A 26,781-nucleotide genomic window follows, 5' to 3' on the forward strand; every position below is an offset into this window, starting at 1 on the left:
ACTATGCGACCTTCGCCCTCGCGGCGCGAGCGGCGGCTGCCTCTGCGATCATGCGATCTATTGTCCATTGCGGTGCAAAGCCCAGCTCCTCGCGAATGCGAGCATTGGAAGTCTCGTAGAAAACACCGCTACCGGGCAGATCGACGGTCTTCAATGGCAAATTCGTCAGGTTCGCCATGAGCGCCAGCGCTTCCGCAAAGTCAACAGGAGCAGTAGCGCCCAGATTATAGGTACGGCCCGCGGCCTTGGGATTGTCCAATGCGAGAAGGATGCCATCGACCATGTCCCGCGTGTCAGTGATGTGCATTTTGAACGGGCGACCATTCTCGTTGCAGGACACGACGAGGCTTTCACGACCGTCATCGATCGCTCTCAGACGTCCCACCGCGGCCGTATTGCCTAAACCTTCCTGTTGCCGAATCTTCGGGTGCAGGAAGAAGCGCGGTCCTGAGAAGAAGCTCGCCGGGTCGAGCAGCTCAGCTGCATCCTGGGTATGGGAGAAACGCAGGATCGTGGCCGGAATTCCGGAGGTCCGCTCGAAGAATCGCACGAGTTCCTCGCCGAGAAGCTTGGTCAGGCCGTAGGGCGAGCGCGGCTTGAGCGGATGATCCTCATCCACCGGAAGATAATCGGGCACGTTTTCCGGGTAGACTTCGCCGGAGCTTGCAAAGAGAACGCGCTCCGGTTTGACCCGAGCGGCCTGTTCCAGAAGGATGCGTGTGCCGTCCACGTTCGCTCGATGCAGCTTGTCCGCATCGCTCGGCAGCCAGGACATGAAGGCACCGAGATGCAGAATGGCGCTCGCCCCCTCGGCGGCTTCAGCGGCAGAAGCCCGATCATCGAAAGAGCCGATGATTTCTCTATATTGCCGATGATTGATCGTCGAAGACCGGAGGTCGAAACCGGTCACCGCGTGCCCCTGGTCGAGCAGGCGTTGGACGACTTTTGAACCGACACGGCCGGCGCTTCCAGTCACAAGAATAGGCATCATCGAAACTCACTCAATGGAGGCTTGCGTCGTGGCGTCGAAGAGATGAAGGCGCGCAGGATCAAAGGACAAGGTGATACGACCATCGGCGATCCGCTCGTCCGGATTGATGAGACGGGCAATGATCGTGTCTGTGCGCCGCTCGTCACCGCCGGAGCGTGCCACTTCGGCGCGGTTCTCCGACGGGACGTCCACATAGATGTACTTCTCACTTCCGAGACTCTCGACAAGGCGCGGCGTCACCTCGAAAGTGACCGGGCCGGGTCCGGCAACGATATGCTCCGGACGCAGGCCCACAACAACGTCGCGGCCTGCAAGGGACTGAGATGCCTGCAGGGGAACCTCATGGCCGAAGAGACGCACTGCCGGGTTCGCGCCGTTGCTCGTCACCGTTGCACGCAGGAAGTTCATCCCGGGCGATCCGATGAACCCCGCCACGAACAGATTTGCCGGCTTCCGGAACATGGTGTCCGGATCGGCGATCTGCTGAATGATGCCGTCTCTCATGATGACGATCCGATCAGCCATGGTCATGGCCTCGATCTGATCGTGCGTCACGTAGATCGTGGTGACGCCAAGGCGCTTGTGGAGAGCACTGATCTCCGCCCGTGTATGGACGCGCAGCTTTGCATCGAGATTGGAAAGAGGCTCGTCCATTAGGAACGCCTGCGGCTCCCGAACGATGGCGCGGCCGAGCGCCACGCGCTGCCTCTGACCGCCGGAGAGAGCCTTCGGTCGGCGGTCGAGAAGGTGCTCGACGCCGAGGATCTTGGCGGCGTCCGTCACGCGCCGGTCGATCTCCGTGGAATCGGTGCCACGCATCTTGAGACCGAAGCCCATGTTTTTGCGGACAGTGAGGTGCGGATAGAGCGCATAATTCTGGAAGACCATCGCGATGTCGCGATCGCCAGGTGCCAGGTCCGTAACGTCGCGACCGCCGATCCGGATCGAGCCGGAAGATGCCTCCTCCAGCCCGGCGAGGATCTTCAGCATGGTGGACTTGCCGCAACCCGACGGCCCGACGAAGACGACAAACTCGCCGTCCTTGACCTCGAGCGAGAAGTCCTTGAGGACGGCGAGCTGTCCGTAGGATTTGGTCACTCTCTCAATGTGAATGCCGGCCATGCCGTGACTCCACTATTTTTCCGCGCCGGCGGTCAGTCCGCCGACAAGGTAGCGTTCGAGGAAGAGGTAAATGAGGAGAACGGGAAGCGCGACGAGGATCGAAGCGGCGGAAATGTCACCCCAGTTCGAAATGTATTCGCCCTTCATGGTCGTGATGCCGAGATTGGCGGTCCAATTCGTCTGCGCGTTGGTCAGGAAGGTACGGGCATACGCGTAATCGGACCAAGACAGGACGAAGCCGTAGAGAGCTGTAGCGGCAAGACCCGGCGCTGATACCGGAAGGATCACCCGGGCCATAGCGCCAAGAGGCGAACAGCCGTCGACCATGGCGGCCTGCTCGAGTTCGCGCGGAATAGTGTCGAAGTATCCCTTCAGCATCCAGGTGGTGAACGGCACGATCAGGGTGGCATGCGCCAGGATGATAGACCACAGGCTGCCGATCAGATCGAGCGTCCGAAAGATGCCAAACAAGGGAATGACCAGGAGCGTGGCGGGCAGCATCTTCGCCGTGAGGATGAAGAGACCGAGAGATTGACCGCCGCGAACCCGGAAGCGCGAGAGACTGTATCCGGCAAGAACCGAGACCGTCATCGAGAGAATAACGCTCCCCAGAGCAGCGAGCGCGGAGTTGCCGAGCCAGAGCAGGACCGGTCTGTCGCGCATGATTTGACCGAACACCTCCCAACGAGGGAACTCAGGCCAGAATCGGGGTGGCAGGACGCGGAGTTGGTCCGGCGGCGATATGGCTGTGATGAACAGCCAGTAGATAGGAAAGACCAGAAGAGCACAGACGAGAATGACTGTCCCGTAGAGAATCGTCTGGTTGAGGAGGCTGCGCTTCATGACGATCCCCTCAGATATTGTCGGGAGCCCGGCCGATCATCAGACGGCTGGCGATCACACAGATGATAAGAGTCACGACGCCGATGGCGGACGCATAGCCCATCTTGAAGAACCCGAAGGCCTGTTCGTAGGTCATGATCGAGAGTGATTGCGTAGCCTTGAGCGGTCCGCCGCCGGTCATCACGTAGATGATGGAGAAGTCGCGGAAGACCCAAAGCATGACGAGCACGAGTGTGACCCCGAGCACGGGCATCAGCGATGGGATGGTAATATTGACCAAACGCTGCCAAGCATTGGCCCCGTCTACGCGGGCAGCGTTGTAGAAGTCTTCCGGGATCGATTGAAGGCCAGCCAGCATCATGATCGATACGAACGGATAACCCTTCCAGATCATCGTGATGCACACGACAGCGAAGGCGGCTGCGGGTGAAGAGAACCAGTTGATGGTGGTGTCGATGAAACCGAGCTTGATGAAGACCCAGTTCATCAGCCCGAACGAAGAATCGAACATCCAGGCGAAAATGACAACGGCGATCACCTCTGGCATGGCCCAGGGCAGAGCCACGAGAAGCCTTGCGAAGGTACGGCCTTTAAACTTGTTGTTGACGAGGAGGGCGGTCGCAAGGCCGATCACGAAACAGAACAGGCTGACGATGACAATGAGCTTCAGCGTGACCCAGCTCGCGTTCCAGAAGTCTCCGGACGCGAACAATCGCTCGTAGTTGGCGGTTGTAAACGGCCGACGTGGCTGGTCGAGCCGGGCGATATTCACGTTCTGAAACGAGATATCGACGGAAACGATGAGCGGATAGATGATGATGAGGCCGATGAGAAGGACGGCCGGCGCAAGGAGAAGATAGCCGAGCCAATGGCGACGGCTCGGGCGCGCAAGGTCGAGGCTGAATCTCGGCTTCATGAAATCCTCTGTCAAGGAGCCGGCCGCGACGTCGCGGCCGGCATAGGCGCAAGCATCACTGCTGCTGAAGGGCTTCGGCCTTCTGCTGCATGGTCGCGGCGACGGCCTTCGGGTCGAGGTCCTGAATGATCATGCGCTGAGCTTCTTCCATAACCATCTTCGAGAACTCGTTGAACTGGATCTCAAGGCCTTTCGGAATGCGGTCGACCTTGGCTTTCGCTGCTGCCTGTGTCGCTTCCACGAGGAGATCGAAGTTCGGATTCTCCGCCTTGGCGGCCTTGATGTCCGCCCGCGGGCTTGGGGGCGGCGATGCTCCGAGCGTCGCATAGGTCGACTGGAACGGGTCAGAGGTGGCGATCTTGATAAAGTCCCAGACGAGTTTCTTATTGTCCTTGGAAATGTCCGTCGGGATAGCAAGGATGTTGGATGATCCTCCGACCGGCGGGTTGAATGGTACCATCGCGGTCTTGATCTGATCCTTGGCCTTGCCCTTCTGAATGATCGGCCACAGCCAAGGGCCATCCATCTTCAGGGCGATCTTGCCATCGGCGAAGAGCTGGCGCACTTCACCTGCCGACATGTCGCGTGGCGTTAGGTTGTTCTTGACGATCGTCTTCCAACGCGAAAGGCCCTCGATCATCTGTGGGGTGTTGATCGTGACCTTGCCATTCTCGTCGGTCCAGCGCCCACCGGCGTCGAGAGTGTAGTTCATCATCTCGCTGATGTACTGGCCGCCACCGCCGCGAGTCTCGTGACCCGTGCCATACTGATCGATGATACCGTCACCATTGAGATCCTTCGTGGTCTTCTTGGCGGCTTCCAAGAATTCGGCGTAGGTCTTCGGAACGGAAAGGCCTTCCTTCTTCAGAAGGTCCTCGTTGTAGGCGAGGAAATAGCCGAAATAGAGCATCATCGTGCACACGGTCTGTTTGTTCCAGACGCATGTGTCCTGCCCGGCCCAGTTGATCAGATCGAGCTTGGAATCCTTGATGTAGGGATCGAGAGGCTCAAGCCAGCCGTTATCGGCAAATTTCTGAAATTCGAAGGATGCCAGATGGACGATGTCGGGTGGGTTTCCGCCGGCAAAGAGCGTCGTCATCGTGTCTGCGTATGCTCCACGCTCGACCTTGGTCCATTCGATCTTCACGCCTGGATGGGCTTCCTCGAAAGCCTTGATGACAGAGGCCCACCAGTCACCGACGCCGCGCTCATCCTTCTGCCAGGAAACGAATTTCAGGACTTTGTTCTGGGCGAAGGCGACGTTCGTGCTCAAGGCGAGGGCGGCAGTCGTCGCCAGCACGGTCAATGTTCTTCTCAGCATGGCATTTCCTCGGTTGCGGTTTCATCATTGTTTATATTGTTGGAGGAGGCTGAGTGCCTCCTCGGATGGCTCGACGCCGAGACCGGGGCCGGTCGGCAGCGTGTAGAAACCTTCCCGGCAGTCCATGTCGCCGGTGACGAGCCTGCGATTGGGTTCGAAGATCGAGTGCTGATACTCATGGCACGTAACGGCTGTCAGCGCGGCGCTTGCATGCAAGCTCGCCGCCATGAACAGACCGATTCCGATGGTCGCGTGCGGGATAACCTCCAGATGATGCGCCTGGGCATATTGGCCGATCCGCATGAACTCGGTGATGCCCTTGTGTCCCATCTCTGGCTGGATGATACCGCAGGCTCGCTTGGCGACGCGTGGCACAAGATCGAAGACCGTACGCCACTCTTCTCCAGCAGCGACAGTGGCCGCCACGTTGGCCGCGACATGGGCAAGGCCATCGAGATCCTCCGGCTTCACTGGCGCCTCAGCGAACCAGAGGCCATGCGGCTCCATGGCACGAATGGCAGCAATCGCCTGATCGGCTGTGTGAGCCCAATGCATGTCACATGCAATCCGGGCCGAGGGGCCGAGCTTGCTCCGGAGCGTCTGCATCTCGGCAACGATTCCGTCGTCCGCAACGGGCGCCGCGAACTTGAAACTGGAAAAGCCTTTCGCCTGCCATTCGGCCGCAAAGGATGCACGCTCTTCCCGCGTCCGTTTTGGAAGACCGGAGATATAGGCCGGAAGTCTCTCGTGACGCTGCCCCCCGAGCAACTTCACCAGAGGCAGATCGGCAAGCTTGCCGCAGATGTCCCAGAGAGCGATGTCGATTGCGGCGAGCGCATCGAGGTAGAAGCCCCCGGTGTATCCACGGACCCGCATGAGATCGTAGAGATCCTCATGGATGATCACGGCGTCGCGCGGGTCGCGGCCTACGACATAAGGGCCGAGAAGATCGTCGATAATGGCCATCGCGGCCCCAGGTGCCACGATGCCGTAGGTCTCGCCCCAACCCACGGCTCCGTCCTGCGTCTCGACGCGGACGACAACGGTTCTGTCGCTGGTAGGATAGACGGTGCGATTGCCCTTTCGGACGATATATCCCTTTTCGTTCACCATCTCGCCTGGTCGCGGCGCACCGAGATAGATCGTCTCGCGAGGAATGGTGATCGAATACGTTTCGACCTTGGCAATGCGGGCATTCATTCGGCCGCCCCGCGAAGCATCACGTTTCCTGTGGTCAGAAGAGAAGATGCCGACGTCAGCCAGGCGTCGATTTCCGACAGATCCATGGCATCCATGGGTGGTAGTTTTGCACGTGAGGCGTGGTTCGTCAGGATGCCGCGACGGGAGAGCACATATTTGGTGAAGGCCATCCGGAAATTGGCCTGGATCACGAGGAGCGGCAGCGTTCGCATATAGAGATCGCGTGCCTTTGCAAGGTCGCCGCTCCGGAAGGCTCGATCAAGCGCCACGTGAACATCGGCGATCTCGACCGCCGGCATGGCCCCGCAGGCACCGCGGCGATATTCGTCGATGACGTAGCGGGCCCCGCCGCCACCGATGACCCCTTTGAGATGGGCCGGCTTATTCTTGAGAATGGCGGTGATGGCCGGACCTGCAGGTAGGGTCTCTTCCTTGACGTAGGTGATTGCGGGATTTCCGCTCGCGATAGTCAGGATCACGTCCGGCTTGAGGTCGGAACCGCGCGGCGCAGGCGCGTTTTGAAGGACGATTTCGATTTCGGGCACCGCTTGAGCGATCGCGCCGTAGAAGGCTGCGACGGCTTCGGCCGTTACGCCAACGCTCTTCGGCGCCTGGATCATCACGATACGTACGCCAGCAGCCACGGCCTCCCGCGCATGCGCGATCGCTTCCTCAGCGCTTGGTGCACTGGCACCGGCAATCACGGGCACCCGACCGGCTACCCTATCGACGACGAGGCGCAGAAGGCTCCCCCGTTCGCGTCCATCGAGTTCGTCGACCTCGCTGGCGAAGCCAGGAAAAACGACACCATCGACGCCTGAGGCGAGTGCGAAATCGACGATACGCTCCATGGCATCATGGTCGACGGATCCGTCGGCGGCGAAGGGAGTCGGCAGGACGGGAAGAATCCCCTTGAGCATCGCGTTTCCTTTTGGTCCATATGTTGGACTATTTGTTTTTCATGTTGGACCTTACGTTGAGTTGGTTTATGGGTCAAGCACTCACAGAAACGAACGGAAACGCCCATGAACGCTAAAGTCTCCCAGCTTCGCATCATTCTCGATTGGGGCACGACCTCGTTCCGCGCACTTCTGGTGAATGGAACAGGCAAGGTGATCGATCGGATTGAGACGGAAGAGGGTATTCAGTCGGTTCGTGGGGATTTCCTCGGCGTGCTGCAACGCGCCATTACTCCGTGGCGAGAGAAGCACGGCATCGTGCCGATCTATGCTGCCGGTATGATTGGCAGCCGCAACGGCTGGATTGAGATGCCCTATGTACCGGCCCCGGCTGATGCAGGGGCGCTGGCTGCCCAGGTGAAGACTATGCAACTTCCCGACGGCGGGACGATTACCTTCATTCCGGGCCTGACCGATCCGTCCGCCTATCCATTCCCCGATGTCATGCGAGGCGAGGAGACCCAACTTGTCGGCTTCGGGCTCAACGAGGACATGACCGTCGTTCTTCCTGGTACGCATGCGAAATGGGCCCGCATCGCGGGTGGTCAGATCGCTGCCTTTCAGACGCTGGTTACCGGCGAGATCTTCGGGACCCTTTCACAGCATTCGTTTCTTTCCAAAGTCGCACGGAAGCCGGAGACGCCCGACTGGGAGGCATTCGACAAGGCAGTCGCTATGGTACGGGACGATGCTCGGCCGGCGGGCCTTTTGACGCGTCTCTTCGCCGTGAGGACTGGATGGCTCTCCGGTGCCTTATCGCCCGCAGAGATGACGGACTATCTCTCCGGAATCGTGGTTGCGTCGGAGTTCCGCGAAGCGAAGTCGCTCGGCTGGTATGTAGACGGCGCGAGGATCGCCGTTGTCGGAGATGACGATCTCGTCGAGGTCTATAGCCGTGTGGCTAAGGCTTTCGGTCTCATCCTTGCGCCTGCACCGGACGATGCAGCCGTGCGCGGCTGCCTTGCCATCGCAGAGGCCGTCGAAAGCGTCCGTCGCAGCGCCTGAGCCTGGCGTATCAGCAAGGGGCTTTCTCGCCTTCCTCTTGCCTCGGATACATTGCGCGTCGAGACTATTCTCTCGGCGTCAAGGAGCAGGCCGGTCAGCTCATTGCCCGAAGCGCTTCTCGAATGGGAACAGAAGTCGGCTCCGGCAAGAGGCGATCAACTTCGGCGTGGGTGTGTTGCCAGATTGGAAGGGCTTTTGCCAGCAAAGCTTCGCCTTCGGTGGTAAGGGCAAGGAGGCGGCTGCGGGCGTCGCTGGGATTTGCCAGAGAGGTTACGAGACTACGACGCTCCAAAGGTTTGAGAGCCGCCGTGAGAGTGGTCCGGTCCATAGCCAGGAGCCTTGCGACCGCGCCCATAGGGGCGGCCTCCGGACGATTGAGCGCCATCAGGAGAGAGAACTGGCCGTTCGTGAGCTCCAATGGGCGCAGGGCCTCGTCGAAGCGGCGTGCAAGCGCTCGCGCCGCGCGCTGAGCGTGAAGACAGAGGCAGTGATCGCGAACGAACAGCGTGGTTTCATAAGGGATGGCCGGGACCTTTGACATGCCCAATATATGTTGATATCAATCTTCTTTGTCAAGATTCACTGGAGTACGAGCCATGGCCGAATCCACCGTATCCGAGCGTCCCGCCGATTTACGTGCGCCACTGAAAGGTGGGGTGGTTCCTTACCTGATGCTCGACGGTGCAGCTGCCGCGATTGACTTCTATAAGAAAGCGCTCGACGCAGAGGAGATCGGAGAGCGCGCCAAGATGGACGATGGCCGCATCCTCAACGCTCGCATCGATGTTAATGGCGGCTCCATCATGCTGATGGATCCTATGCCCGAGCATGGCTACCCTGCGACGACTCATGATGGCTTCAACCTTCATCTTCATGTTGATGATGCGGACCGTTGGTTCGACCGCGCTGTCGCCGCTGGATGCACCGTTCTGATGCCCATGGCACTTCAGTTTTGGGGTGACCGATATGGCATGGTGAAGGATCCCTTCGGTGTCACCTGGGCGTTCGGAACGACGCCTGCCTGACTTCGGCCAAGCAGCATCACAGTTTCCTGAACATGACAGCGTGAGCACCCCCATGACCGCTTCGACATCGCTGAAGCCTGCCAGAGAACTCGCCGAGATCAACGATGCGCGATTTCCCAATGAGAGCGATGAGTATCGTCGTGCCCGAACAGCTCTTCTCGCCGAGGAGATAGAGCTGCGGCGACACATCGAGCGAGTTGCGGAAATGCGTCGCGCATTGCCACCAGGCGGCGCGATCACGAAAGACTATCGCTTCATAGGCGAAGAGGGTCCGGTCAGCTTCCTCGATTTGTTCCGTGATAAGCAAACGCTTGTGGCGTACAGTTATATGTTTGGACCTCAACGCAAGCGTCCGTGCCCCATGTGCACTTCGCTGCTCTCTTCCTGGGACGGCGAGGCGCTCGATGTTGAGCAGCGCGCAGCTCTCGTCGTGATCGCTCGTTCACCCGTCGAGCGCTTGGTCGCCTTCAAACACGAGCGTGGCTGGAAAAGCCTGAGGATCTACTCCGATCTGACCGGCGACTATACGCGGGACTATGTCAGTACTGATGACGCGGACGTGCCGGCGTTCAACGTGTTCACGCGTCGCGACGGAACGGTCCGCCATTTCTGGAGCGGTGAGATGGGCATGGAGACGGCTGACCCCGGGCAAGACCCGCGCGGTGCGCCGGACCTGATGCCGCTATGGACCATTCTCGACTGTACTCCTGAGGGGAGAGGCAAGGATTGGTATCCGAAACTGGAATATGACAGCACCATCTAGCAAGCGAATGAAAAGATTTCACTCCGACGCTTGCGTGATTCTGGATGGTGCCGTCAGTTCGGCCAACAAACTATCTCGCCGGCGGTGTCCCGGGAGCCGGAGCACCGGAGCCGCCTCCCGGTGGCATTGCCGCATGTGCCCGTTCCAGCAACGTCGTCGCTGCATCGACGCAGGCTCTCATGGAATCCCGTGGATCGCACCGCACGGCAAGGGTCGCATCTCCCGAGCGCAACAGAAAGCCCGCACCTCGTGATGATGCTCCTCCTCCTGACATCCGGCCATCAAGACCACGCAGGAGATCACTTAGATCACGGTCGCGCTGATTCATAGACATGCCGCGATCGTCAGAACCATCTGAACCCTGACTGAAGGCTGGCAAAGAACTCAGCATCAAGCTGACCGCCACGACAAAGGCCCGCTTCATTTCACATCTCCCTTTGAAAAATCCGACAGGCTAATCGCGACAGATGCGCCTGCGGACCACGACCAAGAGGCTGCCGTCCTGATCTCTGAGGCTCCGCGTGAAGAAGTAGCAATTACCGCCCAGGCGCTCCGCCAAGCGATCGCGCAAACCACCGCGCCAATCACCACCGCTCTCGTCTTCAGAATTCCATCGTGAGGCTAAGCGTTCGCGAAGACGCTCTCGCAATGCTGGATGATTCCGAAGAAAATCGATAATTTCGTCGCGGCGATCCAGGCGGTCCTGAGGTGATCCCATAAGATCATCTCGCTGACTCTGGCGCTCCTGAATCAAGTCCATAAGCATATCGCGGCGGTCGGTACGATTTTGAATCCACCCTCGGACAAGGTCTCGCAGGCTGCCGTCGGTATCGCCAGAAGACCAATCGTCTTGAGCGATCGCCGGGGTCGCCGTCGCAAGAAAAAATGTCGGTGACGCAGCGAGAGCGAAAACTGCCATCGCTATCATAGAAAGTCGGGTCATGATGCTTCTCCAGTTGGGAACTAAACAGCTTCAACTCGGACGCACATCCACACCATTTTGCGTTGCTTCGAATCTCATGCAACAAAGCTCGGCCATGAAAGCCAAATGCTGGAAGCATAAGATCCACCAACCCAGGATTTGAAGAGCTAAGCGATTGTGACAGTCACCTGCCAACACATCTATTGTGCAGTGTCACGTGGACTTCTTTAGGACCACAGACGGCCTCGGACAGGGCCACCATTATAGAATAAGCGGTATTGCCTTGTCTCTTCCGAGGAAGATAAGGGAAAGGCTGGTGATGGATCGGCGCTGTCTCGACCGATTCAAGGGCCGCCTTTCGATGCTTTTGCCGTATTCAAATGTCTTGGCCATATTCAATGTATCGGATTCGCCGATACAGCAGCGTACAATAACTGACTGCATGACGCGGAGACTGTATCGCGCAATTTTGAGATATCGCCCCTTCAATCAGGCGACCGGGTATCTGACAACTAGTCGGTCGATTCTGACCCAGCCGGTTGCGCCAGTGGTCAAGATAGTCAGCGATGGTGTGGCGAACGGAACTGGATTATTTCCTCAGACGCCATTCGTGAATCTTAAGTTGAGGGTCATTGCCGGGGCAGATTGTCCACACAATTGCACGCTAAATCGTGATAGTCGGCAGAGGCAACGGGAGGGATAAAGCACAATGACGCCGAAAGGCCAGAACGCAAGAGCGCAACGGCACGGACTAAATCCTGACAAGATGCCACGTCTTCCTCGACATGTGGAAGATTTCCTCGCGCAAGGACTCAGGAACCGGTATCAGGACACTCTTCTTGCTCCCTTACCTGACAAGCTCTCGAATCTTGCTCAAGCTCTGTTCCAACGCCGGTCATCATCATCGGAGGGGACCTAGGAAATCCGTGAAGAAATAGAAAGCGATTACGATCTTACGAGCACATGAGCCTTGGCAGTCGGACCATCCGGCCGCAAACGGGCACGATCGGGTAGTTCAACCAAAGGAATTGCCTCCAAGTCTTGGCTTTCCAGCCAAGCCAAGTCATGTCAGACTGATCCCGTTCGCAGAGGACATGCGATGAAATGGCTTCGGTTCGTCCTCGCCGGCCTGCTTTTAGGCCTATTCGCCGGATCACTGCCAGCACGTGCCGAGACCGAGGTCGATCTCGCTCTCGTTATTGCCGTGGATGTTTCCTATTCGATGGACGAAGATGAACAGGAATTGCAACGAGAAGGCTATGCCGAGGCATTCCGCTCGCCGCTTGTGCATGACGCCATCCGGAACGGCAGCGCCGGCCGCATCGCAGTTACGTACATGGAGTGGTCGAGTGCTTCTGAGCAATGGATTATGCTACCTTGGACGGTGCTCGATAATCCAGAGGGCATTCTAGCGTTTGCGGACCGGATCTCACACATACCACTCCGGCGCGCTCAACTCACCTCGATTTCCGGAGCGCTTGACCGAGCTTCACAGCTGTTCGAATCCAGTGGTCTTATGGCTACTCGCCGCGTCGTCGATGTATCAGGCGACGGATCTAACAACGATGGACGGCCTGTAACGGCTGCACGCGATGAGGCGATAGCGAAAGGCATCGTCATCAACGGCCTACCGATCACGCTCAAGACTCCGAATGCTTTCGATACCCCAAATCTCGAGCGCTATTATCGGGATTGTGTCATTGGTGGGCCAGGCGCATTCATTGTCCCGGCCCGTGAACGGGCGCAGTTTCAGACGGCAATCAAGATGAAGATCCTGAGAGAGGTGTCGAGTACTCCAGGGTTGATGATTCAGCTGGCGCAAGCCCAGGAACCCCGTGCCGACTGCACGGCCGACGGCTCCAGGAACTAGGGCAGAGTATGGCATGTTGCACCTCCACTCGTTGCTGATCGATGCCGGATGGTCCACATGCTCAATCGATCACAGTTCCACTGTTCTTTGAGACTTCTCGCCTTCCTAATCGCCAGTCTCTCCTGGGCTTTCCACGGATCTCATGCACAAACCGGATCCGATAGTTTGCAACATATCGAAACCGTTCCGGGCATGCCGCCTGTCGTTGATCCGAATAATCTCTATAGCGAAACTTCAGCGAACCGGATTAGCTCAATCGTTGCGAATGCAACGCCTCGAGTCTACGTGCCCAATATCGCCAGTGGCGATGTGGATGTCATTGATCCGGCGACATTGAAGGTCGTCGATCACTTTAAGGCAGGTCGTAATCCGCAGCATGTTGTTCCTTCCTGGGATCTTAAGACCTTATGGGTGGCGGGAAGCGCCAAAGGCCGCAAGGATCGGGGCAGCCTTCTGCCCATCGATGCAGCGACCGGCAAACCTAGCCGAATAATCTCAGTACCAGATGCCTATAACCTCTATTTCACACCCGATGGTCAATCAGCCATCGTTGTTGCTGAAGCGCGAAGGCAGCTCGAGTTCCGCGATCCCAAGACCATGTCTCTTCGGCATTCGTTAGCAATCCCGCAATGCGCGGGTATCAATCACGCCGATTTTTCGATCGATGGCCGTTACGCCGTCTTCACCTGCGAGTTTAGTGGCAGTTTGGTTAAGATCGATTTAGTGCAGAATGCCATCGTGGGATTTTTGAAACTGTCCAAGGGTGGCATGCCACAAGACATTCGCATATCACCGGATGGAAGTCTCTTTTACGTAGCTGATATGATGGCAGACGGTGTCTTCCTGGTGAAAGGCGAGACGCTCGAGGAGATTGGCTTCATCGCAACAGGCATTGGCGCACATGGGCTCTATCCCAGTCGCGATAGCCAGAAGATCTACGTGTCCAATCGAGGCTCCCATCATCCCAGCGGGCCGCGCCACGGTCCGGGAAGTGTCTCGGTCATCGATTTCTCAACCCGTCGAGTCGAGACGACGTGGCCAATTCCAGGTGGTGGGAGCCCAGACATGGGTCAAGTCAGCGCCGATGGAAAGCAGCTTTGGCTCTCTGGGCGGTTCGACAATGTCGTTTATGTCATCGATACTGATAACGGTACTGTGCAATCAGTTCCAGTTGGGCGTGAGCCGCATGGCCTAACCGTATGGCCGCAGCCAGGTCGTTACTCGCTTGGGCACACCGGAAATATGCGATGAAGGCCTGTCTCGGACATGATGGGACAATGCTGTCGGTCTAACGCCGTTCGGAAAAGCCAATCTTCTGAAATGCGAGGCAACAGCAATCTCTTTTCTATGCTGCAGCGCCCAGTCTGGCCATAGCGAGTTGAGTAAGACCTCAGCTGTTTTGTAGCCAAAACTTCGGACGGACGTGCAGACTCTGAATCGATATAGCAAGGACGGCAGCTCAGCCGATACTGGGGCTTCTATAAAGTCCTATATCGCGGAATACATATAATTGTCTCTAAGCAGTACCACTTTAGAGGCAGTGCCGGGGCCTGCAATTTGAATCTGTGTGGCTAGGCCGCAACAGACTTATTTCAACGCACGCTTAGACTCCAATAGTGGGATTCGACACGCCAAGAAAAGCCATGGGCGCAAAGTGATGCTGCCCTTTCCGGCTATGACTTCTAGGGGCCATCAAGATTGGACTGTCGGGAGGATCATTATGGAGCGCTACAAGGGTCTTTTACTCGGGTTGACCACAGGCTTCGCTACCGCTGCGGGCGCCCAGGCGGCGGATCTCCCCGTCGCAAAGGCTGCACCTGTCGAGTATGTCCGCGTATGCTCCACGATCGGTACCGGATTCTTCTATATTCCAGGTACCGAGACCTGTCTGCGTGTCGGTGGTCGTGTCCGAGCCGAGTATTTGTATAGCTCTACATTCGGGCGCGCTCAGGATGCAACCGGGTTCTATACGCGAGGTCGCATCCAATTGGATGCCCGCACGATGACCGCATATGGTTTGCTTCGTTCGGTCGTTCGTTTTGAAATCACCCGTAGGTCGGGCTCAGCTCTCAATGGCTTTGGCGGAAACGCCGCCGTCAGTAATGGCATTCCTCTCGCCGGAACGATTATTACATCTCCTCAAGTCGCTGAAGCATTCATCCAGTTCGGAGGGCTGACAGCTGGTCGCGTCATATCGTTCTTCTCCAACAGTGACTTACCGACTGAGCACTTTGGCACATTGCGCTTCGACGACGCGCCGGATGTCGATCTGTTGGCCTACACTTTCTCTTTCGGCAACGGATTTTCCGCAACCCTGTCGATCGAAGATGGACTTGAGCGTCGTTTGGCCGGCTTTATTCCAGGTGGCTTTGCTGCAAACACGCTCCTATACGCGGGCCAACGCGCGCCTGATCTTGTTGGTAATATCAAGTATACAGGAACTTGGGGTACGGCTCAGATCTCCGGTGCTGTCCACCAGATTCGGAGTCTCGTCCTCACGAATGCGGTGGGCGGTCCAATCATTTATGGGCCACTTGTGGAAGGAACGATTCCGGATACGGAATACGGCTTCGCAGCAGCAGGTTATTTGAGCTTCAATCTTCCACAACTTGCGCCGGGCGACGCTCTCTGGCTGGCTGCAACCTACACCAACGGTGCGCTCGCCTATATGAACGGCGGCAACTCGGCTACTGCGGTTGATCCGAATAACCAAATTGGCGCAGCCGGCGCAGTCGGAATGGTCGATGCCTACATCAACCCCATTACAGGCGACATCAAGCGTGGCCATGGTTGGTCGATCGCCGGCGGCTTCCGACACTATTGGACACCACAGATTCGCCAGTCGATCTTCGGCTCATACATGCGGGTCGAGTACGGCGCCGGTGCCTCAACTATTGTTCCGGCTGGGTTTACGACAGGCCTTGTCGACTTCAACGAGCTTCGTCTTGGTTCGAACGTGATCTGGTCACCCGTCAGCGGCCTCGATCTCGGTCTCGAAGTAATCTATGCTAAGCTTGATCCTCGCGGCCGGGTATTCGTTCCCTCAGTCATTCCAGGTGTTCCCGGCACCATCGAAGGCTCTTCGCATTCCTGGGAAGGCCGACTACGCGTGCAGCGCGACTTCTAACCGTCCCTCCGATGAAGAATTGAAGATCTCGGTACAAAGCGCATGAATTTGCGTCCCTAAGCGCAAGCGAAGGGCGCAATCTCCCGCGTAGATTTCCTTGGCTGAAAGGGAGTATGTGCCGGGATCACAGTCGCGCGATCAAAGCCGATGATTGGGAACGCCGATTTAGGGATCGCTGTTGGTTCGACAGTCCCTAAAGGGAGGTGCTCCATGCACAAGTTCATTTCTCTAGCCGCAGTTGGAGCGGCATTCGTTTTCACCGGTTCTGCCACCCAGGCCCAAGATTGGGTGCCGAGCAAAGCCGCAGCAATGCTTGAGACGGCGCAATACGCTCAGCAAAGTGCGCCACATCATCGGACTGTGCAACATAGGCGGGTTTATCGTGAGCCTACTGCAACGGGAGCGATCGGCATGCCTATAGCTTCTTCCTATCCTGCTCCGGAGCTTTGGCCGCATTGCTGGGCCGGCCCTCCCACATGCACCGCAGCGGGCTATCCTAATCTCCGTTACCTCAGAGAAATGGAAGGGTATCCAGACTGAGCTGATCGGAGCGGAGGCAATCATTATAAGCTGGAATTCTTAAGTGCTACTGCCTTGCCGTGAATGGAAGCGGAATGCGACCCACTTCCATTCACGGCAACAATTCAGGCATCTTTGAAAAAGAGACTCTCCAGCGCAGGACCAAGCAATTCGGCGCTGTTGCCCATCGCAACATAGAAACCCGAAGCGCGAAATGATCTGCCTAGCCCGCGGACATGTCGAGCGGCGGTTCAACGCCTTTACGCAACGGACTCACATATGGCGTTTCCCGAGTTCTGTTGGCGAGATCGGCCTTTGCGGCTGTGATGAGCGCAGGATCGATGATCGCTGCCAATCCAGTTGCCGCCATTGCCTTAGCGACATGAATCATAGCCTTGTGAGCGGCAGGCGTCTTGCCCTGAGCAACGACTTGCCATGTGTGGAAGGGTGTTCCGATAGCGACCGTGGGCGCATGAGCCTGCACGGTCGGTACGACCCAGCTTACGTCGCCGATGTCCGTCGATCCAATCATCGGTTTACGCGGAGAGTCGAGAGGAATGAGGAAGTCCGCGAGCGGCGCATCAGTCTGCTTCTGGCCGACAGCACGGTAAACGGACGCAATCTCCTGCGGAGATAGAGTCGAACGGATCTCGCGGGCGAATGCGCGATCATTCTCGTCAAACGGAGGGGCTCCCAGCTCCTCCATGGCGTCGTGCAGGGCGCGCTCAAGAGGTTCATTGCCGAGCGTGTTCGATACGGCGCTGACAATGCGCATCTCGACGCTCGTCTCTGTCATGAGAGCGGCGCCCTGTGCGATTTTGTGGACCCGCTCGACCAGTTCAAGCATCCCGGCCAAGTCCATGGCACGAATGGAGTAGCGAACGCGGGCATGGGCCTGGACAACGTTCGGTGCAATACCACCCGTATCTAGCAAAGCGTAATGAACACGGGCATCGGATGGCATATGCTCACGCATATAGTTCACGCCCACATTCATCAATTCGACGGCATCGAGGGCGCTTCGACCAAGGTGGGGAGAGGCGGCAGCGTGCGCAGCACGGCCAGTGAAGATGAAGTCCGCACGCGTGTTGGCGAGTGAGAGGGCCGGTGCAACTTCCCAGAAGCTGTAGGGATGCCAGGATATGGCAATGTCGGCGTCATCGAAGGCGCCAGCGCGTACCATGAAGGATTTGGCCGCGCCTCCCTCCTCGGCAGGACATCCATAGTAGCGAACGCGACCAGGGATGCCTTTCTCGGCTAGCCAGTTCTTCAGGGCCACTGCTGCAAGCATGGCACCAGCGCCGAGAAGGTTATGACCGCACCCATGTCCATGTCCGCCAGCCTCAATCGGTCGATGTTCTGCGACGCCGGCCTCTTGACTCAGGCCAGGAAGCGCATCGAACTCACCCATGAAGGCAATAATGGGACCACTCTTGCCTGCTTCGCCGATAACAGCGGTCGGAATGCCAGCCACGCCTTCTGTGATACGAAACCCCTGATGGCGAAGTTCTGCGACGTGTTCTGCTGCCGAGCGCACTTCGGTATAGCAGACCTCCGGCATCCCCCAGACCCGATCGCTCAAGGCGACGAGCCTATCCTGGGCGGCTTCGACATGTTGCCAAATCTCATTCCGGACGTTCATTTCCAACTCCCAAATAATGCACGCGTGAGGAAACACTGAGCGAAGATAAGATTCTCGCTGATCACAACGTGCCAGCTTGCTCGGAAATAAGTTCCTCGGCCGGGGGGATGCGGTCCTCAAACCAGTAGGCAGCCGCGGCACGTGACATGGCGGCGCCATCGTGGCCCACCCCCGCTACCCGGACCAACTGCCAGCGGAACGGGAGGTCGAGACGCTCTGCTTCTCGTCGTGCGAAGTCGTAGACGAAATGAGCACGGGCATACCGCGTGGGACCCTGCCTCAGAGCCTCTAGCTGTGCAGGAAGATTCGGATCATCCATACTGATATCTTGGTCGCCTGCGAAAATGTGCATCGGACGGGAAAGCCATCTCGAGAGGTTCGCTTCATCGAGGCCGATGCCAGAAAGTCCTTCCGGAAATTCGCGCTCCATCGTTGGCAAAGTGTACCAGCCGGGGTTGGCAGCGATCACTGCTTCAAACGGCGAATGGTCCTGAGTTGCCAGCAAGCGGTGGGAAAACTGGCCGCCGGCGGAGTGTCCAAAGAGATATGCCTGAGGTCTGCGTGTCGTACCGCTATTTCGCAAAGCTGTAAGCACGCGTCCCGGCACGGAATAGATCCAATGCTCATATGGCTGCACGCTTCCGTCGATTCCGAGGACGAGACCGTTATTGTATCCTTCCGCTCCGGGAAAGTTCTCGTTCGAGAAGGTAGGAGCTGCGATGAGAAGGCGGTGCTTTTCCGCGGCAGGAATCCAAAAGTCACGATAATCGTCGCCGTTGCGAAGCATGCCGTGCTGGACGATGACGACTGGATCATCTGGACCGTGAGTGGAAGGGCGATAGAAGTTCACCGCGAGCGGGCGATCCGGGTGAAACGGATCCACGTAAGAAAGTGTCGTGCGGCCTGTTTGGGGCGTGAGAGCGCTCGTGGTCATGTGTTGTCCGAAATATGCAAATGGCAGGCTGCGCTGCGGCCAGGAGCGATCTCCGCCAGAGCGGGGCGAACGTCACGGCATACAGGCATAGCGTGTTCGCAGCGCGGGTGAAATGGGCAGCCACTCGGTGGTGAGAGGGGAGATGGAAGTTCGCCTCTGAGCGGCTGGAAGGCACGCTTGCGTCGAGCGGCTGAGGGGCTCGCCGCGATTAGAGCAGCGCTGTAGGGATGGGCTGGTTTGGCAAAGACGGCCGCGGCCGGTCCGACTTCGACGATGCGCCCGAGATACATGATCGCGACACGGTCGCTGATATGGCGGACGATACCCAGATCGTGGCTGACGAAGAGATAAGTCAGACCGTGTTTCTCCCGCACATCCATGAACAGGTTGATGACTTGAGCTTGAATCGAGACGTCGAGCGCAGAAACTGGCTCGTCGCAAACCAGGAAATCGGGCTTCACCGCAAGCGCTCTTGCAATTCCGATGCGTTGACGTTGGCCGCCGGAAAATTGGTGCGGGTAGCGGTTCCGGTAGGCAAGATCGAGTCCGACTTCGGTCAGCGCTCTATCCACAGCAGGATTGATCTCACTTCTTGGCAGAAGGCGGTGGACACGCAGAGCTTCACCGACGATCTTGTGCACTTGCATACGCGGATCGAGAGATGCATAGGGATCTTGAAAGACCATCTGCACTTTGAGCAGATAATCCAGCCGCTCCTTGCCTTTCAGGCCAGCTACTGAGCGCCCGTTATACGTCACCTCACCGGCCGTAGGCTTGAGGATGCCTGTGGCAACGCGCGCAAGGGTGGACTTGCCACAACCGGACTCACCCACGAGCCCCAGCACCTCACCGCGATTTACGTGCAGATCGACGCCATCGACGGCCCGCAAGACGGGGGGCGGTGATGCCTGACCAATGGTAGCGAGAATATGCTGGGCAAAAGTCGACTTTCCACGGAAGTGTCGCTTCACACCGCGCAATTCGAAGATGGGCGAAGTCATGGAGTGCTGCCCTCTGGTACTGGATTGTGGCAGCGGTAGCTGTGTTCGCGGTCGGATTGTGGCGATGGATCGACTTCAGAGCAAATCGCGAGAGCGCGCTCGCAGCGAGGTCGGAACGGACATCCGCTGGGCCTAGAGTTGATACTAGGTGCCATGCCGTTGATCTGCCTCAACCGTTCGCCAGGAGCTATGGCTGCAGCAGATGAGCCGAGCAAACCCAGCGTATATGGATGGCGCGGGTGATCTAATACATCGTCCACTGTTCCCGTTTCGACGATTCGCCCGGCATACATGACAGCGACACGGTCCGCGAGTTCAGCGATGACGGCAAGGTCATGCGTGATCCACAGTACCGCTGCACCAGTCTCGCGGCTTAACTTCTGGACCTCAAAGAGGATCTGGCTCTGAATCGTCACGTCGAGTGCGGTGGTCGGCTCATCGGCGATGATCAAGTCCGGTTTGTTTAGAAGCGCCGTTGCGATCGCAACCCGCTGGCGCATGCCGCCCGAGAATTCGTGCGGGAACTGTTTGAGGCGCGCCTCCGGAGACGGAATGCCGACGCGCGCCAATGCGTTGGCCGCTTCCTTCAAGGCCTCTTGTCGGCTTACAGTACGGTGCTCGAGGATCGCTTCGCACATCTGCTCCCCAATGCTCAGGACCGGATTGAGCGTCATCAATGGATCCTGGAAGATCATCGCGATGCGGTCACCGCGCAGATTACGCATGCGCTCCTCGGACGCGCGCCGCAGATCTTCGCCCTTGAACATCACGTCGCCGGCGACGACTTCCCCAGGAGCGTCGATCAATTGGACGAGCGAGAAACCGGTTACGGATTTGCCGGATCCGGATTCACCGACGAGCCCGAGAATCTCGCCTGGTTCCACGATAAGGTCGACTCCGTCGACGGCAGGCCACGCACCTTTGAGGTCATGAAATACGGTTTTGAGGCCACGAACCTCAAGGAGGGGCGATGTCATGAGCCCCTCACGTTGAAGCTGCGGCGCAGACGATCTCCCACGAGATTGAGTGAGATGATCAGCAGGACCAGCGCAATGCCAGGGAACACCGCGATCCAATACTCGCCAGAGAGCAGAAACTCGAATCCGTTGGCGATCAGAAGGCCGAGCGACGGCTGCGTCACCGGCACGCCAACTCCTAAAAACGACAGTGTTGCCTCGAGCGTGATCGCTCCGGCAATGCTGATTGTCGAGACGACGAGCACAGAGCCGATAGAGTTCGGCAGCAAATGGGCCAGCATGATATGACGGGTCGGAAGGCCGAAATTGACCGCCGCCTCGATATATTCCTTACGCCGCTCAACGAGTGCGGCAGCGCGCATCAGGCGAGCGTATTGCGCCCATTGCACGAGGATAATGGCAATGATCACTTTATCGACCCCGCGTCCGATAGAGGCGAGAAGGACAAGTGCAATGAGAATCGATGGGAAGCCCAGCATGAAGTCGACGACGCGCATGATGGCCGCGTCGATGACTCCTCCGAACTGTGCCGCCACAAGGCCTGCGGCGACGCCGATGGCAAGGGCGCCGACGGTTGAGGACAATCCGACGAGAAGGCTTGTGCGAAGGCCATAGAGGATAGCACTGAGCATATCCCGGCCTTGAGCATCCGTACCAAGCCAGTAGGTCATGCCATTTATGCTCTCGGAACCGGGGGCCAAGCGGTTGTCCATCACACTCAAGGATGCGAGATCGTGCGGATTCTGGGGAGCGATGACGGGCGCCAACACTGCGAGAAGGACGAGGATGCCTAAGAGGATCGCTGCGCCGCGCGTCGTTGGTCGATTGCGAATGCGTCGCAGCACCTTTTTCCGGAGCGGCGTATCGGCATAGGATGCGACAATTGCCGCCCCCGATTTCGACGGGTTCATACCATTTCTCCCGTCAGCTTCACGCGGGGATCGAGCGCAGCGTAGAGGATGTCGACGAGGAAGTTCACGGCCACGAAAAGCAGCGTTGCAAGCATCACGTAAGCAACGATGACCGGACGGTCGAGTTGGTAGATGCTGTCAATCAGGAGTTTGCCCATGCCAGGCCAAGCAAAAACGGTTTCGGTAATCGTCGAGAAAGCAACCAAGCTGCCAAATTCCATCCCGGCCACCGTGACGACAGGGATCAAGATATTGCGCAGCACATGCCGCCCGACGACTCGTTTGGGACGGACGCCCTTGGCGCGGGCGTATTTGACGTAGTCTTGAGTCATCGCCTCTGATGTTCCGGCAGCGACGAGCTTGATCATCAGCGCCATATTCGGAATGGCCAGGTTGAGGGCGGGCAAGACAAGGTGCTTCAGGCCGTCGAGCGTCAGTAGGCTCGTTTGGATACCGAGGACCGACACCGTTTCGCCCCGCCCTGCCGTCGGCAGCCAGCCGAGGGCAACGCTGAAGAGAAGGACAAGCATCATTCCTTTCCAGAAACTCGGCAGCGAAAACCCAAGAACCGTTCCGGCCATGATCGCTCGGCTTGGACGGCTTTCCGGATTGAGCCCGGCAAGAAGGCCGAGCGGTATTCCCACGACGGCTGCAAGGCTCATGGCCAGAAGAACGAGTTCAAAAGTGGCCGGCAGTCTGGCCAGAATCAGATCGACTGCCGGCACGCCATGCACGAAGGAGCGCCCGAGATCGCCCTTGAGGGCATTGCCCAGAAAAACGAGATACTGCTGCAAGACGGGCAGGTCGAGGCCGAGGCGACGGATCATCGCCGCGCGCTCGGCCGCGCTCACCTGCGGCGGGACCAGCAGTTCGATCGGGTCTCCAATGCCGTAGACGGCAAGGAAGACGACGATCGAAACCGCGAGTAGAACCAGAATACTCTGGATCAAGCGCTGCAGAACATAGGCCGTCATTGCATGTATTCCAGGCTAAGGACGCTCCTGCCTACTCACTGCTTTGGCTTGACCGACATGGCCATCGTGAACTGGTCCGCGCGGCCGACATAGGTCAGGTTGGACTTGTAGGCCCAGACGGTGCTTTCGAAATGCAGCGGTATGAACGCATTACTTTCGAGAACTTGCGCGCCGGCCTTCTGAAGCAGTTCCGACCGCTTGGCATCGTCGAGAGTCGTGATCGCGGACTGGATCAGTTTGTCGAATTCGGCATCCGCGTAGCCGCCATAGTTCGAGCCGCCGATGGTCTTGGCCTCATCCGGCGTTGCAGGCCATTGCCTCAGGAAGGAGGACGCCTCACCGCTCGTGGAACCCCACCCGCCGAGTGCAACGCTGAATTCCTTCTTGGAGCGGCGCGGGAAATAGATCGCGCGTGTCATGGCATCCACATCGGCGCGAATGCCAATCTGAGTCAGATATTGCGCGACGGCCTGGGCGATTTGGCTATCGTTGATGTAGCGGTCGTTGGTCGTCGAAAGCGTGACCTGGAAACCCTTAGGGTAGCCGGCCTCGCTGAGAAGCTTTTTGGCCTCGGTCGGATCGTAGCGCAGCGCTGGCGGGTTCGGAAGCGTTCCGAACATGCCGGTGGGCAGGAACTGATAGGCCGGCTCGGCTGCACCGTCCATGATGCGCTTCACGATCGCGTCACGATCGATTGCGAGCGACATCGCCTTGCGAACACGCGGATCCTTGAGCGGGTTCTTGCCGTTCTCAGCCTTGACGAACGGACTCTCATCACGTGCCACGTCGAGCTGGAAATAGATCACACGAGTCGAGGGTGTGATCACGTAACCGAAGCGCTTGTCGTCCTTGATTCGTCCGAGATCGCGCGCTGCCGGGTTCTCGATCACATCGTAGTCGCCGGCGAGAAGACCTGCTAGGCGCGGACCTGCATTGGGAACGGGCACGAAACGTACACTGGCCCAGGGCTCTGCGGGGCCCCAATATTTCTCGTTGCGATCGAGCTCAATAGCCGTTCCCTTCACATAGCTCTTGAACTTGTAGGGGCCTGTGCCAATGGCGAGCTTACCGTCGTTGAAATCGCCGACGACCGGCCAGTTCCCTGTTACCCCGCAGTTCTTGGCGGGCTCGAAAGTCAGCTTATCGTGCGGGATGATGGAAGCGCTTAGGATGCCAACACCGGAGAGGAAGTTCGGCAGAAGCGGATCGGGCGTCTTGGTCGTAATGACGATGGTTTGAGAATCGGGTGCCTCGACAGCCGTGAAGTTACCGGTGATGTCCGCGAAGGATCCGGCAATGGCGGTCTCGTTCTTGAGTGTCCGGCAGAAGGTGAAGATCACGTCGTCAGCTGTAAAAGGCTTGCCGTCCGAGAACGTCACGCCTTGGCGCAACTTGAATGTCCACTTGTTCTTGCCATCATTGTCCCAGGATGTGGCAAGGCCCGGCAGGAGCTTTTGTGTCTCGTCCTGCTTGGTCAATCCTTCGAAGATATGAGCCGCGAGAGCATTGTTCGGCGACAGATCGTGATAATGTGGATCGATTGCCGTCGGCTCAGAGCTGAGCGCGACCCGCAGGGATTGAGCCCAGGCGGGTGCGCTGAGCAGGCAAGTGCCGGCGACGAACGCGAACATCAGGCGGTTGCGCATGGAATTTTCTCCGTTCCCTTGCTTCTGTCATTTTGACAGATTTATTTTCCAAATTTAGAGAACATGAAAAATTTCTGACGTCAATCTGCCTGGAGCGCCGATGCCCCCCGCCCTTAAGCCGACGACGGACCTCGCCAACAGAATAGCGGCCGTTTATCCGGCGCTTAGCGGTGCGCACCGGCGCGTGGCGGATTTTGTGTTACAGAATCCGCTCGATAGCGCGACGATGACGATCGAGGGATTGGCGGAGCGTAGCAGCACCTCGACAGCGACGGTTACCCGTTTCGTGCGGAATTTGGATTATGCTGGCTATAGCGAGTTCCGCGCCGCACTTTCGTCCGCCCTCAAGCTCGCCATGGCGCCGGTGGATGGCTTGGCAGATGGCCGTGCCGCGGCTGGATCGACATTCGCGACTCTCGTCACCGCGCTCAAGGATCAGGCAGCCAATCTAACGGAAGCAATTTCGACACTGGACGAAGCCATTTGCTCGCAGGTCATCGACGCCCTCTTGCGGTCTCATCGCGTCTTCATCGTTGGATCCGGCGCTAGCCATCATGTGGCGGCTTATCTCGAAGAAGGGCTCGCCCTTTATCTTGAGGCGAGCGTCATCTTTGCATCGTCGCGTGTTGGGCCCGAGCACGCCATTCGACACATGATGTCGTCCGGACAAAATGATCTCGTTCTCGCAATCTCCATGCCACGTTATTCACGCGGAACCGTCGAACTGACGAGTCTCGCCAAGAAGCATGGTGCAATGGTGATAGCGTTCACTGATGCGCCAACCTCGCCACTGGCACGTATTGCAGACGTGACGCTGTTCGCTCCGGCACGAAACAGATTATTGCCGAACTCCCCCTCTGCAATGTTCGCGCTTGCCGACGCTCTTATCACAGCCGTGGCGCGCGAAAGACCTGATGCTGTCGAGGCGCTGAGGGAGCTCAGCGAAAGCCTTCTCTGGACGTTTTACCAATGAATCGGCGGGAATTAATGTGAGTTAGTTACATAGTGGAGTTGTGTGTCATCACAGAACCCAAACATAGGTGCTGAGGAGCGGCTTCAGTCTAGCGACGTCTGACGTCAGCATCCGTACTTGCGACGATGCCGCTATGCCGTCCTGTCGGTATTACGGCAAGCGTATGCCCTTTGCCTTATCAAACAGATGCGAATGGGCTGCGTCGGGCAGAATGGGGATGACATCGCCAGGCGAAGCGCTGATGCGCTCGCGGAATACGCACGTTATCTCTTGTCTGCCGAAGGTTCCGATCACCTGTGTCTCCGATCCCGTCGGTTCCACAACGCGCACGGTGAGGGGAATTCCCTGATCCGAGAGATGGAAATGCTCCGGCCTGATGCCGTAATAGGCCGGTCGGCCCACCGCGGCAGGCGGCATTCTCCCGACCGGAAAGGTCAGGTCGCCGACGACAAACCCCGCCTCGCCGATCCGGCCCTCCAGCACGTTCATCGCCGGCGAGCCGATGAAGCCGGCCACGAACAGGTTGGCCGGACGATCGTAAAGCTCCAGCGGTGCCCCGATCTGCTCGACGACGCCGTCATGCATGACCACGATCTTGTCGGCCATGGTCATCGCCTCGATCTGGTCATGCGTGACATAGACCGTCGTGGTCTTCAGGCGCTGATGCAGCGCCTTGATCTCGGTACGCATCTGCACCCTGAGCTTGGCATCGAGGTTCGACAACGGCTCGTCGAACAAAAACACCTGCGGATCGCGCACGATCGCCCGGCCCATGGCGACACGCTGACGCTGGCCACCCGAGAGCTGGCGCGGATAACGGTCGAGCAGCTTGGTCAGGCCGAGGATCTCGGCGGCACGGTTCACCTTGGCGGTAATCTCGGCCTTCGGGGCCCTCTTGAGCTTGAGCGAGAAGGCCATGTTGTCGGCCACCGTCATATGCGGATAGAGGGCATAGTTCTGGAACACCATGGCGATGTCGCGTTCCTTGGGCGGCACGTTGTTCACCACCTTTGGACCGATGCGGATTTCGCCGCCGGTGATGTTCTCCAGCCCTGCCACCATCCGCAGCAGCGTCGACTTTCCGCACCCCGACGGACCCACCAGGATCACAAACTCGCCATCCGCAATGTCAACAGACAC

The 26,781-nt window shown here is 58.2% G+C and carries 23 protein-coding genes; 7 read left to right on the forward strand and 16 right to left on the reverse strand.

What is annotated here, in order from left to right; translation table 11 throughout:
• Position 1: 1 nt before the first annotated feature.
• The 7 genes from K9B37_RS13085 to K9B37_RS13115 are packed head-to-tail and all read right to left on the reverse strand — an operon-like array spanning position 2 to position 7,313.
• The gene (locus K9B37_RS13085; protein ID WP_224313561.1) at positions 2–988 is read right to left on the reverse strand and encodes an NAD-dependent epimerase/dehydratase family protein; all 987 of its coding nucleotides are present in this window, start codon (positions 986–988) and stop codon (positions 2–4) included.
• 9 nt (positions 989–997) lie between these two features.
• On the reverse strand, positions 998–2,113 hold the full coding sequence (locus K9B37_RS13090; protein ID WP_224313515.1) for an ABC transporter ATP-binding protein: 1,116 nt from the start codon (positions 2,111–2,113) through the stop codon (positions 998–1,000).
• Positions 2,114–2,125: 12 nt separating this feature from the next.
• Positions 2,126–2,956, reverse strand: a complete 831-nt coding sequence (locus tag K9B37_RS13095; protein ID WP_224313516.1) for a carbohydrate ABC transporter permease — start codon at positions 2,954–2,956, stop codon at positions 2,126–2,128.
• A 10-nt stretch (positions 2,957–2,966) separates the two neighbouring features.
• Positions 2,967–3,872 (reverse strand): carbohydrate ABC transporter permease, encoded by a 906-nt coding sequence (locus tag K9B37_RS13100; protein ID WP_224313517.1) that lies wholly within the window; start codon positions 3,870–3,872, stop codon positions 2,967–2,969.
• A gap of 55 nt (positions 3,873–3,927) precedes the next feature.
• Complete coding sequence (locus tag K9B37_RS13105) at positions 3,928–5,193, reverse strand: ABC transporter substrate-binding protein (RefSeq protein WP_224313518.1); 1,266 nt, start codon at positions 5,191–5,193, stop codon at positions 3,928–3,930.
• A 24-nt stretch (positions 5,194–5,217) separates the two neighbouring features.
• On the reverse strand, positions 5,218–6,393 hold the full coding sequence (locus K9B37_RS13110) for a mandelate racemase/muconate lactonizing enzyme family protein (RefSeq protein ID WP_224313519.1): 1,176 nt from the start codon (positions 6,391–6,393) through the stop codon (positions 5,218–5,220).
• Positions 6,390–7,313, reverse strand: a complete 924-nt coding sequence (locus K9B37_RS13115; protein ID WP_224313520.1) for a dihydrodipicolinate synthase family protein — start codon at positions 7,311–7,313, stop codon at positions 6,390–6,392. The genes K9B37_RS13110 and K9B37_RS13115 overlap by 4 nt, the downstream gene beginning before the upstream one ends.
• A 105-nt stretch (positions 7,314–7,418) precedes the next feature.
• On the opposite strand from K9B37_RS13115, the gene K9B37_RS13120 reads away from it, so the two are divergent.
• The gene (locus K9B37_RS13120) at positions 7,419–8,357 is read left to right on the forward strand and encodes a 2-dehydro-3-deoxygalactonokinase (RefSeq protein WP_224313521.1); all 939 of its coding nucleotides are present in this window, start codon (positions 7,419–7,421) and stop codon (positions 8,355–8,357) included.
• A 94-nt stretch (positions 8,358–8,451) separates the two neighbouring features.
• On the opposite strand, the gene K9B37_RS13125 is transcribed toward K9B37_RS13120, so the two are convergent.
• Positions 8,452–8,898 (reverse strand): MarR family winged helix-turn-helix transcriptional regulator, encoded by a 447-nt coding sequence (locus K9B37_RS13125; RefSeq protein WP_224313522.1) that lies wholly within the window; start codon positions 8,896–8,898, stop codon positions 8,452–8,454.
• 55 nt (positions 8,899–8,953) lie between these two features.
• Between K9B37_RS13125 and K9B37_RS13130 the strand changes: the two genes are divergently transcribed.
• The 5 genes from K9B37_RS13130 (at position 8,954) to K9B37_RS13150 (ending at position 16,064) form a co-directional block, all read left to right on the forward strand.
• The gene (locus tag K9B37_RS13130; RefSeq protein ID WP_224313523.1) at positions 8,954–9,382 is read left to right on the forward strand and encodes a VOC family protein; all 429 of its coding nucleotides are present in this window, start codon (positions 8,954–8,956) and stop codon (positions 9,380–9,382) included.
• Positions 9,383–9,434: 52 nt separating this feature from the next.
• Complete coding sequence (locus K9B37_RS13135) at positions 9,435–10,145, forward strand: DUF899 family protein (RefSeq protein WP_224313524.1); 711 nt, start codon at positions 9,435–9,437, stop codon at positions 10,143–10,145.
• Between the two features lie 2,021 nt (positions 10,146–12,166).
• On the forward strand, positions 12,167–12,937 hold the full coding sequence (locus K9B37_RS13140) for a DUF1194 domain-containing protein (protein ID WP_224313525.1): 771 nt from the start codon (positions 12,167–12,169) through the stop codon (positions 12,935–12,937).
• A gap of 57 nt (positions 12,938–12,994) precedes the next feature.
• Entirely contained in the window at positions 12,995–14,188 is a 1,194-nt protein-coding gene (locus tag K9B37_RS13145) for a YncE family protein (protein ID WP_224313526.1), read from the forward strand.
• Positions 14,189–14,657: 469 nt separating this feature from the next.
• Positions 14,658–16,064: a porin gene (locus K9B37_RS13150; protein WP_224313527.1), complete on the forward strand. Its 1,407-nt coding sequence runs from the start codon at positions 14,658–14,660 to the stop codon at positions 16,062–16,064.
• Positions 16,065–16,806: 742 nt separating this feature from the next.
• Here the strand turns inward: K9B37_RS13150 and K9B37_RS13155 are convergent.
• The 7 genes from K9B37_RS13155 to K9B37_RS13185 all read right to left on the reverse strand — a co-directional run bounded on the left by K9B37_RS13155 (position 16,807) and on the right by K9B37_RS13185 (position 24,668).
• Positions 16,807–18,225 (reverse strand): M20 family metallopeptidase, encoded by a 1,419-nt coding sequence (locus K9B37_RS13155; RefSeq protein WP_224313528.1) that lies wholly within the window; start codon positions 18,223–18,225, stop codon positions 16,807–16,809.
• Between the two features lie 61 nt (positions 18,226–18,286).
• Positions 18,287–19,159, reverse strand: coding sequence for an alpha/beta fold hydrolase (locus K9B37_RS13160; protein WP_224313529.1), 873 nt, complete (start codon positions 19,157–19,159; stop codon positions 18,287–18,289).
• Positions 19,156–20,160, reverse strand: coding sequence for an ABC transporter ATP-binding protein (locus K9B37_RS13165; protein WP_224313530.1), 1,005 nt, complete (start codon positions 20,158–20,160; stop codon positions 19,156–19,158). Before K9B37_RS13165 ends, K9B37_RS13160 begins: the two co-directional genes overlap by 4 nt.
• Complete coding sequence (locus tag K9B37_RS13170) at positions 20,157–21,137, reverse strand: ABC transporter ATP-binding protein (RefSeq protein ID WP_224313531.1); 981 nt, start codon at positions 21,135–21,137, stop codon at positions 20,157–20,159. The genes K9B37_RS13165 and K9B37_RS13170 overlap by 4 nt, the downstream gene beginning before the upstream one ends.
• Positions 21,134–22,048, reverse strand: a complete 915-nt coding sequence (locus K9B37_RS13175) for an ABC transporter permease (RefSeq protein ID WP_224313532.1) — start codon at positions 22,046–22,048, stop codon at positions 21,134–21,136. Before K9B37_RS13175 ends, K9B37_RS13170 begins: the two co-directional genes overlap by 4 nt.
• Positions 22,045–23,022 carry an ABC transporter permease gene (locus K9B37_RS13180; RefSeq protein WP_224313533.1) on the reverse strand — a complete coding sequence of 326 codons (978 nt, stop codon included), beginning with the start codon at positions 23,020–23,022 and terminating at the stop codon, positions 22,045–22,047. Before K9B37_RS13180 ends, K9B37_RS13175 begins: the two co-directional genes overlap by 4 nt.
• A 35-nt stretch (positions 23,023–23,057) precedes the next feature.
• A complete protein-coding gene (locus K9B37_RS13185) occupies positions 23,058–24,668 on the reverse strand; it encodes an ABC transporter substrate-binding protein (protein WP_224313534.1) in 1,611 nt (536 codons plus the stop codon).
• Between the two features lie 100 nt (positions 24,669–24,768).
• Here K9B37_RS13185 and K9B37_RS13190 point away from each other — a divergent pair, with 100 nt between their 5' ends.
• Positions 24,769–25,641, forward strand: a complete 873-nt coding sequence (locus tag K9B37_RS13190) for a MurR/RpiR family transcriptional regulator (RefSeq protein WP_224313535.1) — start codon at positions 24,769–24,771, stop codon at positions 25,639–25,641.
• 150 nt (positions 25,642–25,791) lie between these two features.
• On the opposite strand, the gene K9B37_RS13195 is transcribed toward K9B37_RS13190, so the two are convergent.
• Positions 25,792–26,781, reverse strand: a 990-nt coding sequence (locus K9B37_RS13195; protein ID WP_224313536.1) for an ABC transporter ATP-binding protein, incomplete at its 5' end; no start/stop codon positions are given.

It is taken from the genome of Microvirga puerhi, from assembly GCF_020089865.1.
Lineage (GTDB): Bacteria > Pseudomonadota > Alphaproteobacteria > Rhizobiales > Beijerinckiaceae > Microvirga > Microvirga puerhi.

Excerpts from the sequence above, each read along its gene's own strand:
- K9B37_RS13085 (WP_224313561.1), bottom strand. The coding sequence starts at position 988 with ATGCCTATTCTTGTGACTGGAAGCGCCGGCCGTGTCGGTTCAAAAGTC.
- K9B37_RS13090 (WP_224313515.1), bottom strand. The coding sequence starts at position 2,113 with ATGGCCGGCATTCACATTGAGAGAGTGACCAAATCCTACGGACAGCTC.
- K9B37_RS13095 (WP_224313516.1), bottom strand. The coding sequence starts at position 2,956 with ATGAAGCGCAGCCTCCTCAACCAGACGATTCTCTACGGGACAGTCATT.
- K9B37_RS13100 (WP_224313517.1), bottom strand. The coding sequence starts at position 3,872 with ATGAAGCCGAGATTCAGCCTCGACCTTGCGCGCCCGAGCCGTCGCCAT.
- K9B37_RS13105 (WP_224313518.1), bottom strand. The coding sequence starts at position 5,193 with ATGCTGAGAAGAACATTGACCGTGCTGGCGACGACTGCCGCCCTCGCC.
- K9B37_RS13110 (WP_224313519.1), bottom strand. The coding sequence starts at position 6,393 with ATGAATGCCCGCATTGCCAAGGTCGAAACGTATTCGATCACCATTCCT.
- K9B37_RS13115 (WP_224313520.1), bottom strand. The coding sequence starts at position 7,313 with ATGCTCAAGGGGATTCTTCCCGTCCTGCCGACTCCCTTCGCCGCCGAC.
- K9B37_RS13120 (WP_224313521.1), top strand. The coding sequence starts at position 7,419 with ATGAACGCTAAAGTCTCCCAGCTTCGCATCATTCTCGATTGGGGCACG.
- K9B37_RS13125 (WP_224313522.1), bottom strand. The coding sequence starts at position 8,898 with ATGTCAAAGGTCCCGGCCATCCCTTATGAAACCACGCTGTTCGTTCGC.
- K9B37_RS13130 (WP_224313523.1), top strand. The coding sequence starts at position 8,954 with ATGGCCGAATCCACCGTATCCGAGCGTCCCGCCGATTTACGTGCGCCA.
- K9B37_RS13135 (WP_224313524.1), top strand. The coding sequence starts at position 9,435 with ATGACCGCTTCGACATCGCTGAAGCCTGCCAGAGAACTCGCCGAGATC.
- K9B37_RS13140 (WP_224313525.1), top strand. The coding sequence starts at position 12,167 with ATGAAATGGCTTCGGTTCGTCCTCGCCGGCCTGCTTTTAGGCCTATTC.
- K9B37_RS13145 (WP_224313526.1), top strand. The coding sequence starts at position 12,995 with ATGCTCAATCGATCACAGTTCCACTGTTCTTTGAGACTTCTCGCCTTC.
- K9B37_RS13150 (WP_224313527.1), top strand. The coding sequence starts at position 14,658 with ATGGAGCGCTACAAGGGTCTTTTACTCGGGTTGACCACAGGCTTCGCT.
- K9B37_RS13155 (WP_224313528.1), bottom strand. The coding sequence starts at position 18,225 with ATGAACGTCCGGAATGAGATTTGGCAACATGTCGAAGCCGCCCAGGAT.
- K9B37_RS13160 (WP_224313529.1), bottom strand. The coding sequence starts at position 19,159 with ATGACCACGAGCGCTCTCACGCCCCAAACAGGCCGCACGACACTTTCT.
- K9B37_RS13165 (WP_224313530.1), bottom strand. The coding sequence starts at position 20,160 with ATGACTTCGCCCATCTTCGAATTGCGCGGTGTGAAGCGACACTTCCGT.
- K9B37_RS13170 (WP_224313531.1), bottom strand. The coding sequence starts at position 21,137 with ATGACATCGCCCCTCCTTGAGGTTCGTGGCCTCAAAACCGTATTTCAT.
- K9B37_RS13175 (WP_224313532.1), bottom strand. The coding sequence starts at position 22,048 with ATGAACCCGTCGAAATCGGGGGCGGCAATTGTCGCATCCTATGCCGAT.
- K9B37_RS13180 (WP_224313533.1), bottom strand. The coding sequence starts at position 23,022 with ATGACGGCCTATGTTCTGCAGCGCTTGATCCAGAGTATTCTGGTTCTA.
- K9B37_RS13185 (WP_224313534.1), bottom strand. The coding sequence starts at position 24,668 with ATGCGCAACCGCCTGATGTTCGCGTTCGTCGCCGGCACTTGCCTGCTC.
- K9B37_RS13190 (WP_224313535.1), top strand. The coding sequence starts at position 24,769 with ATGCCCCCCGCCCTTAAGCCGACGACGGACCTCGCCAACAGAATAGCG.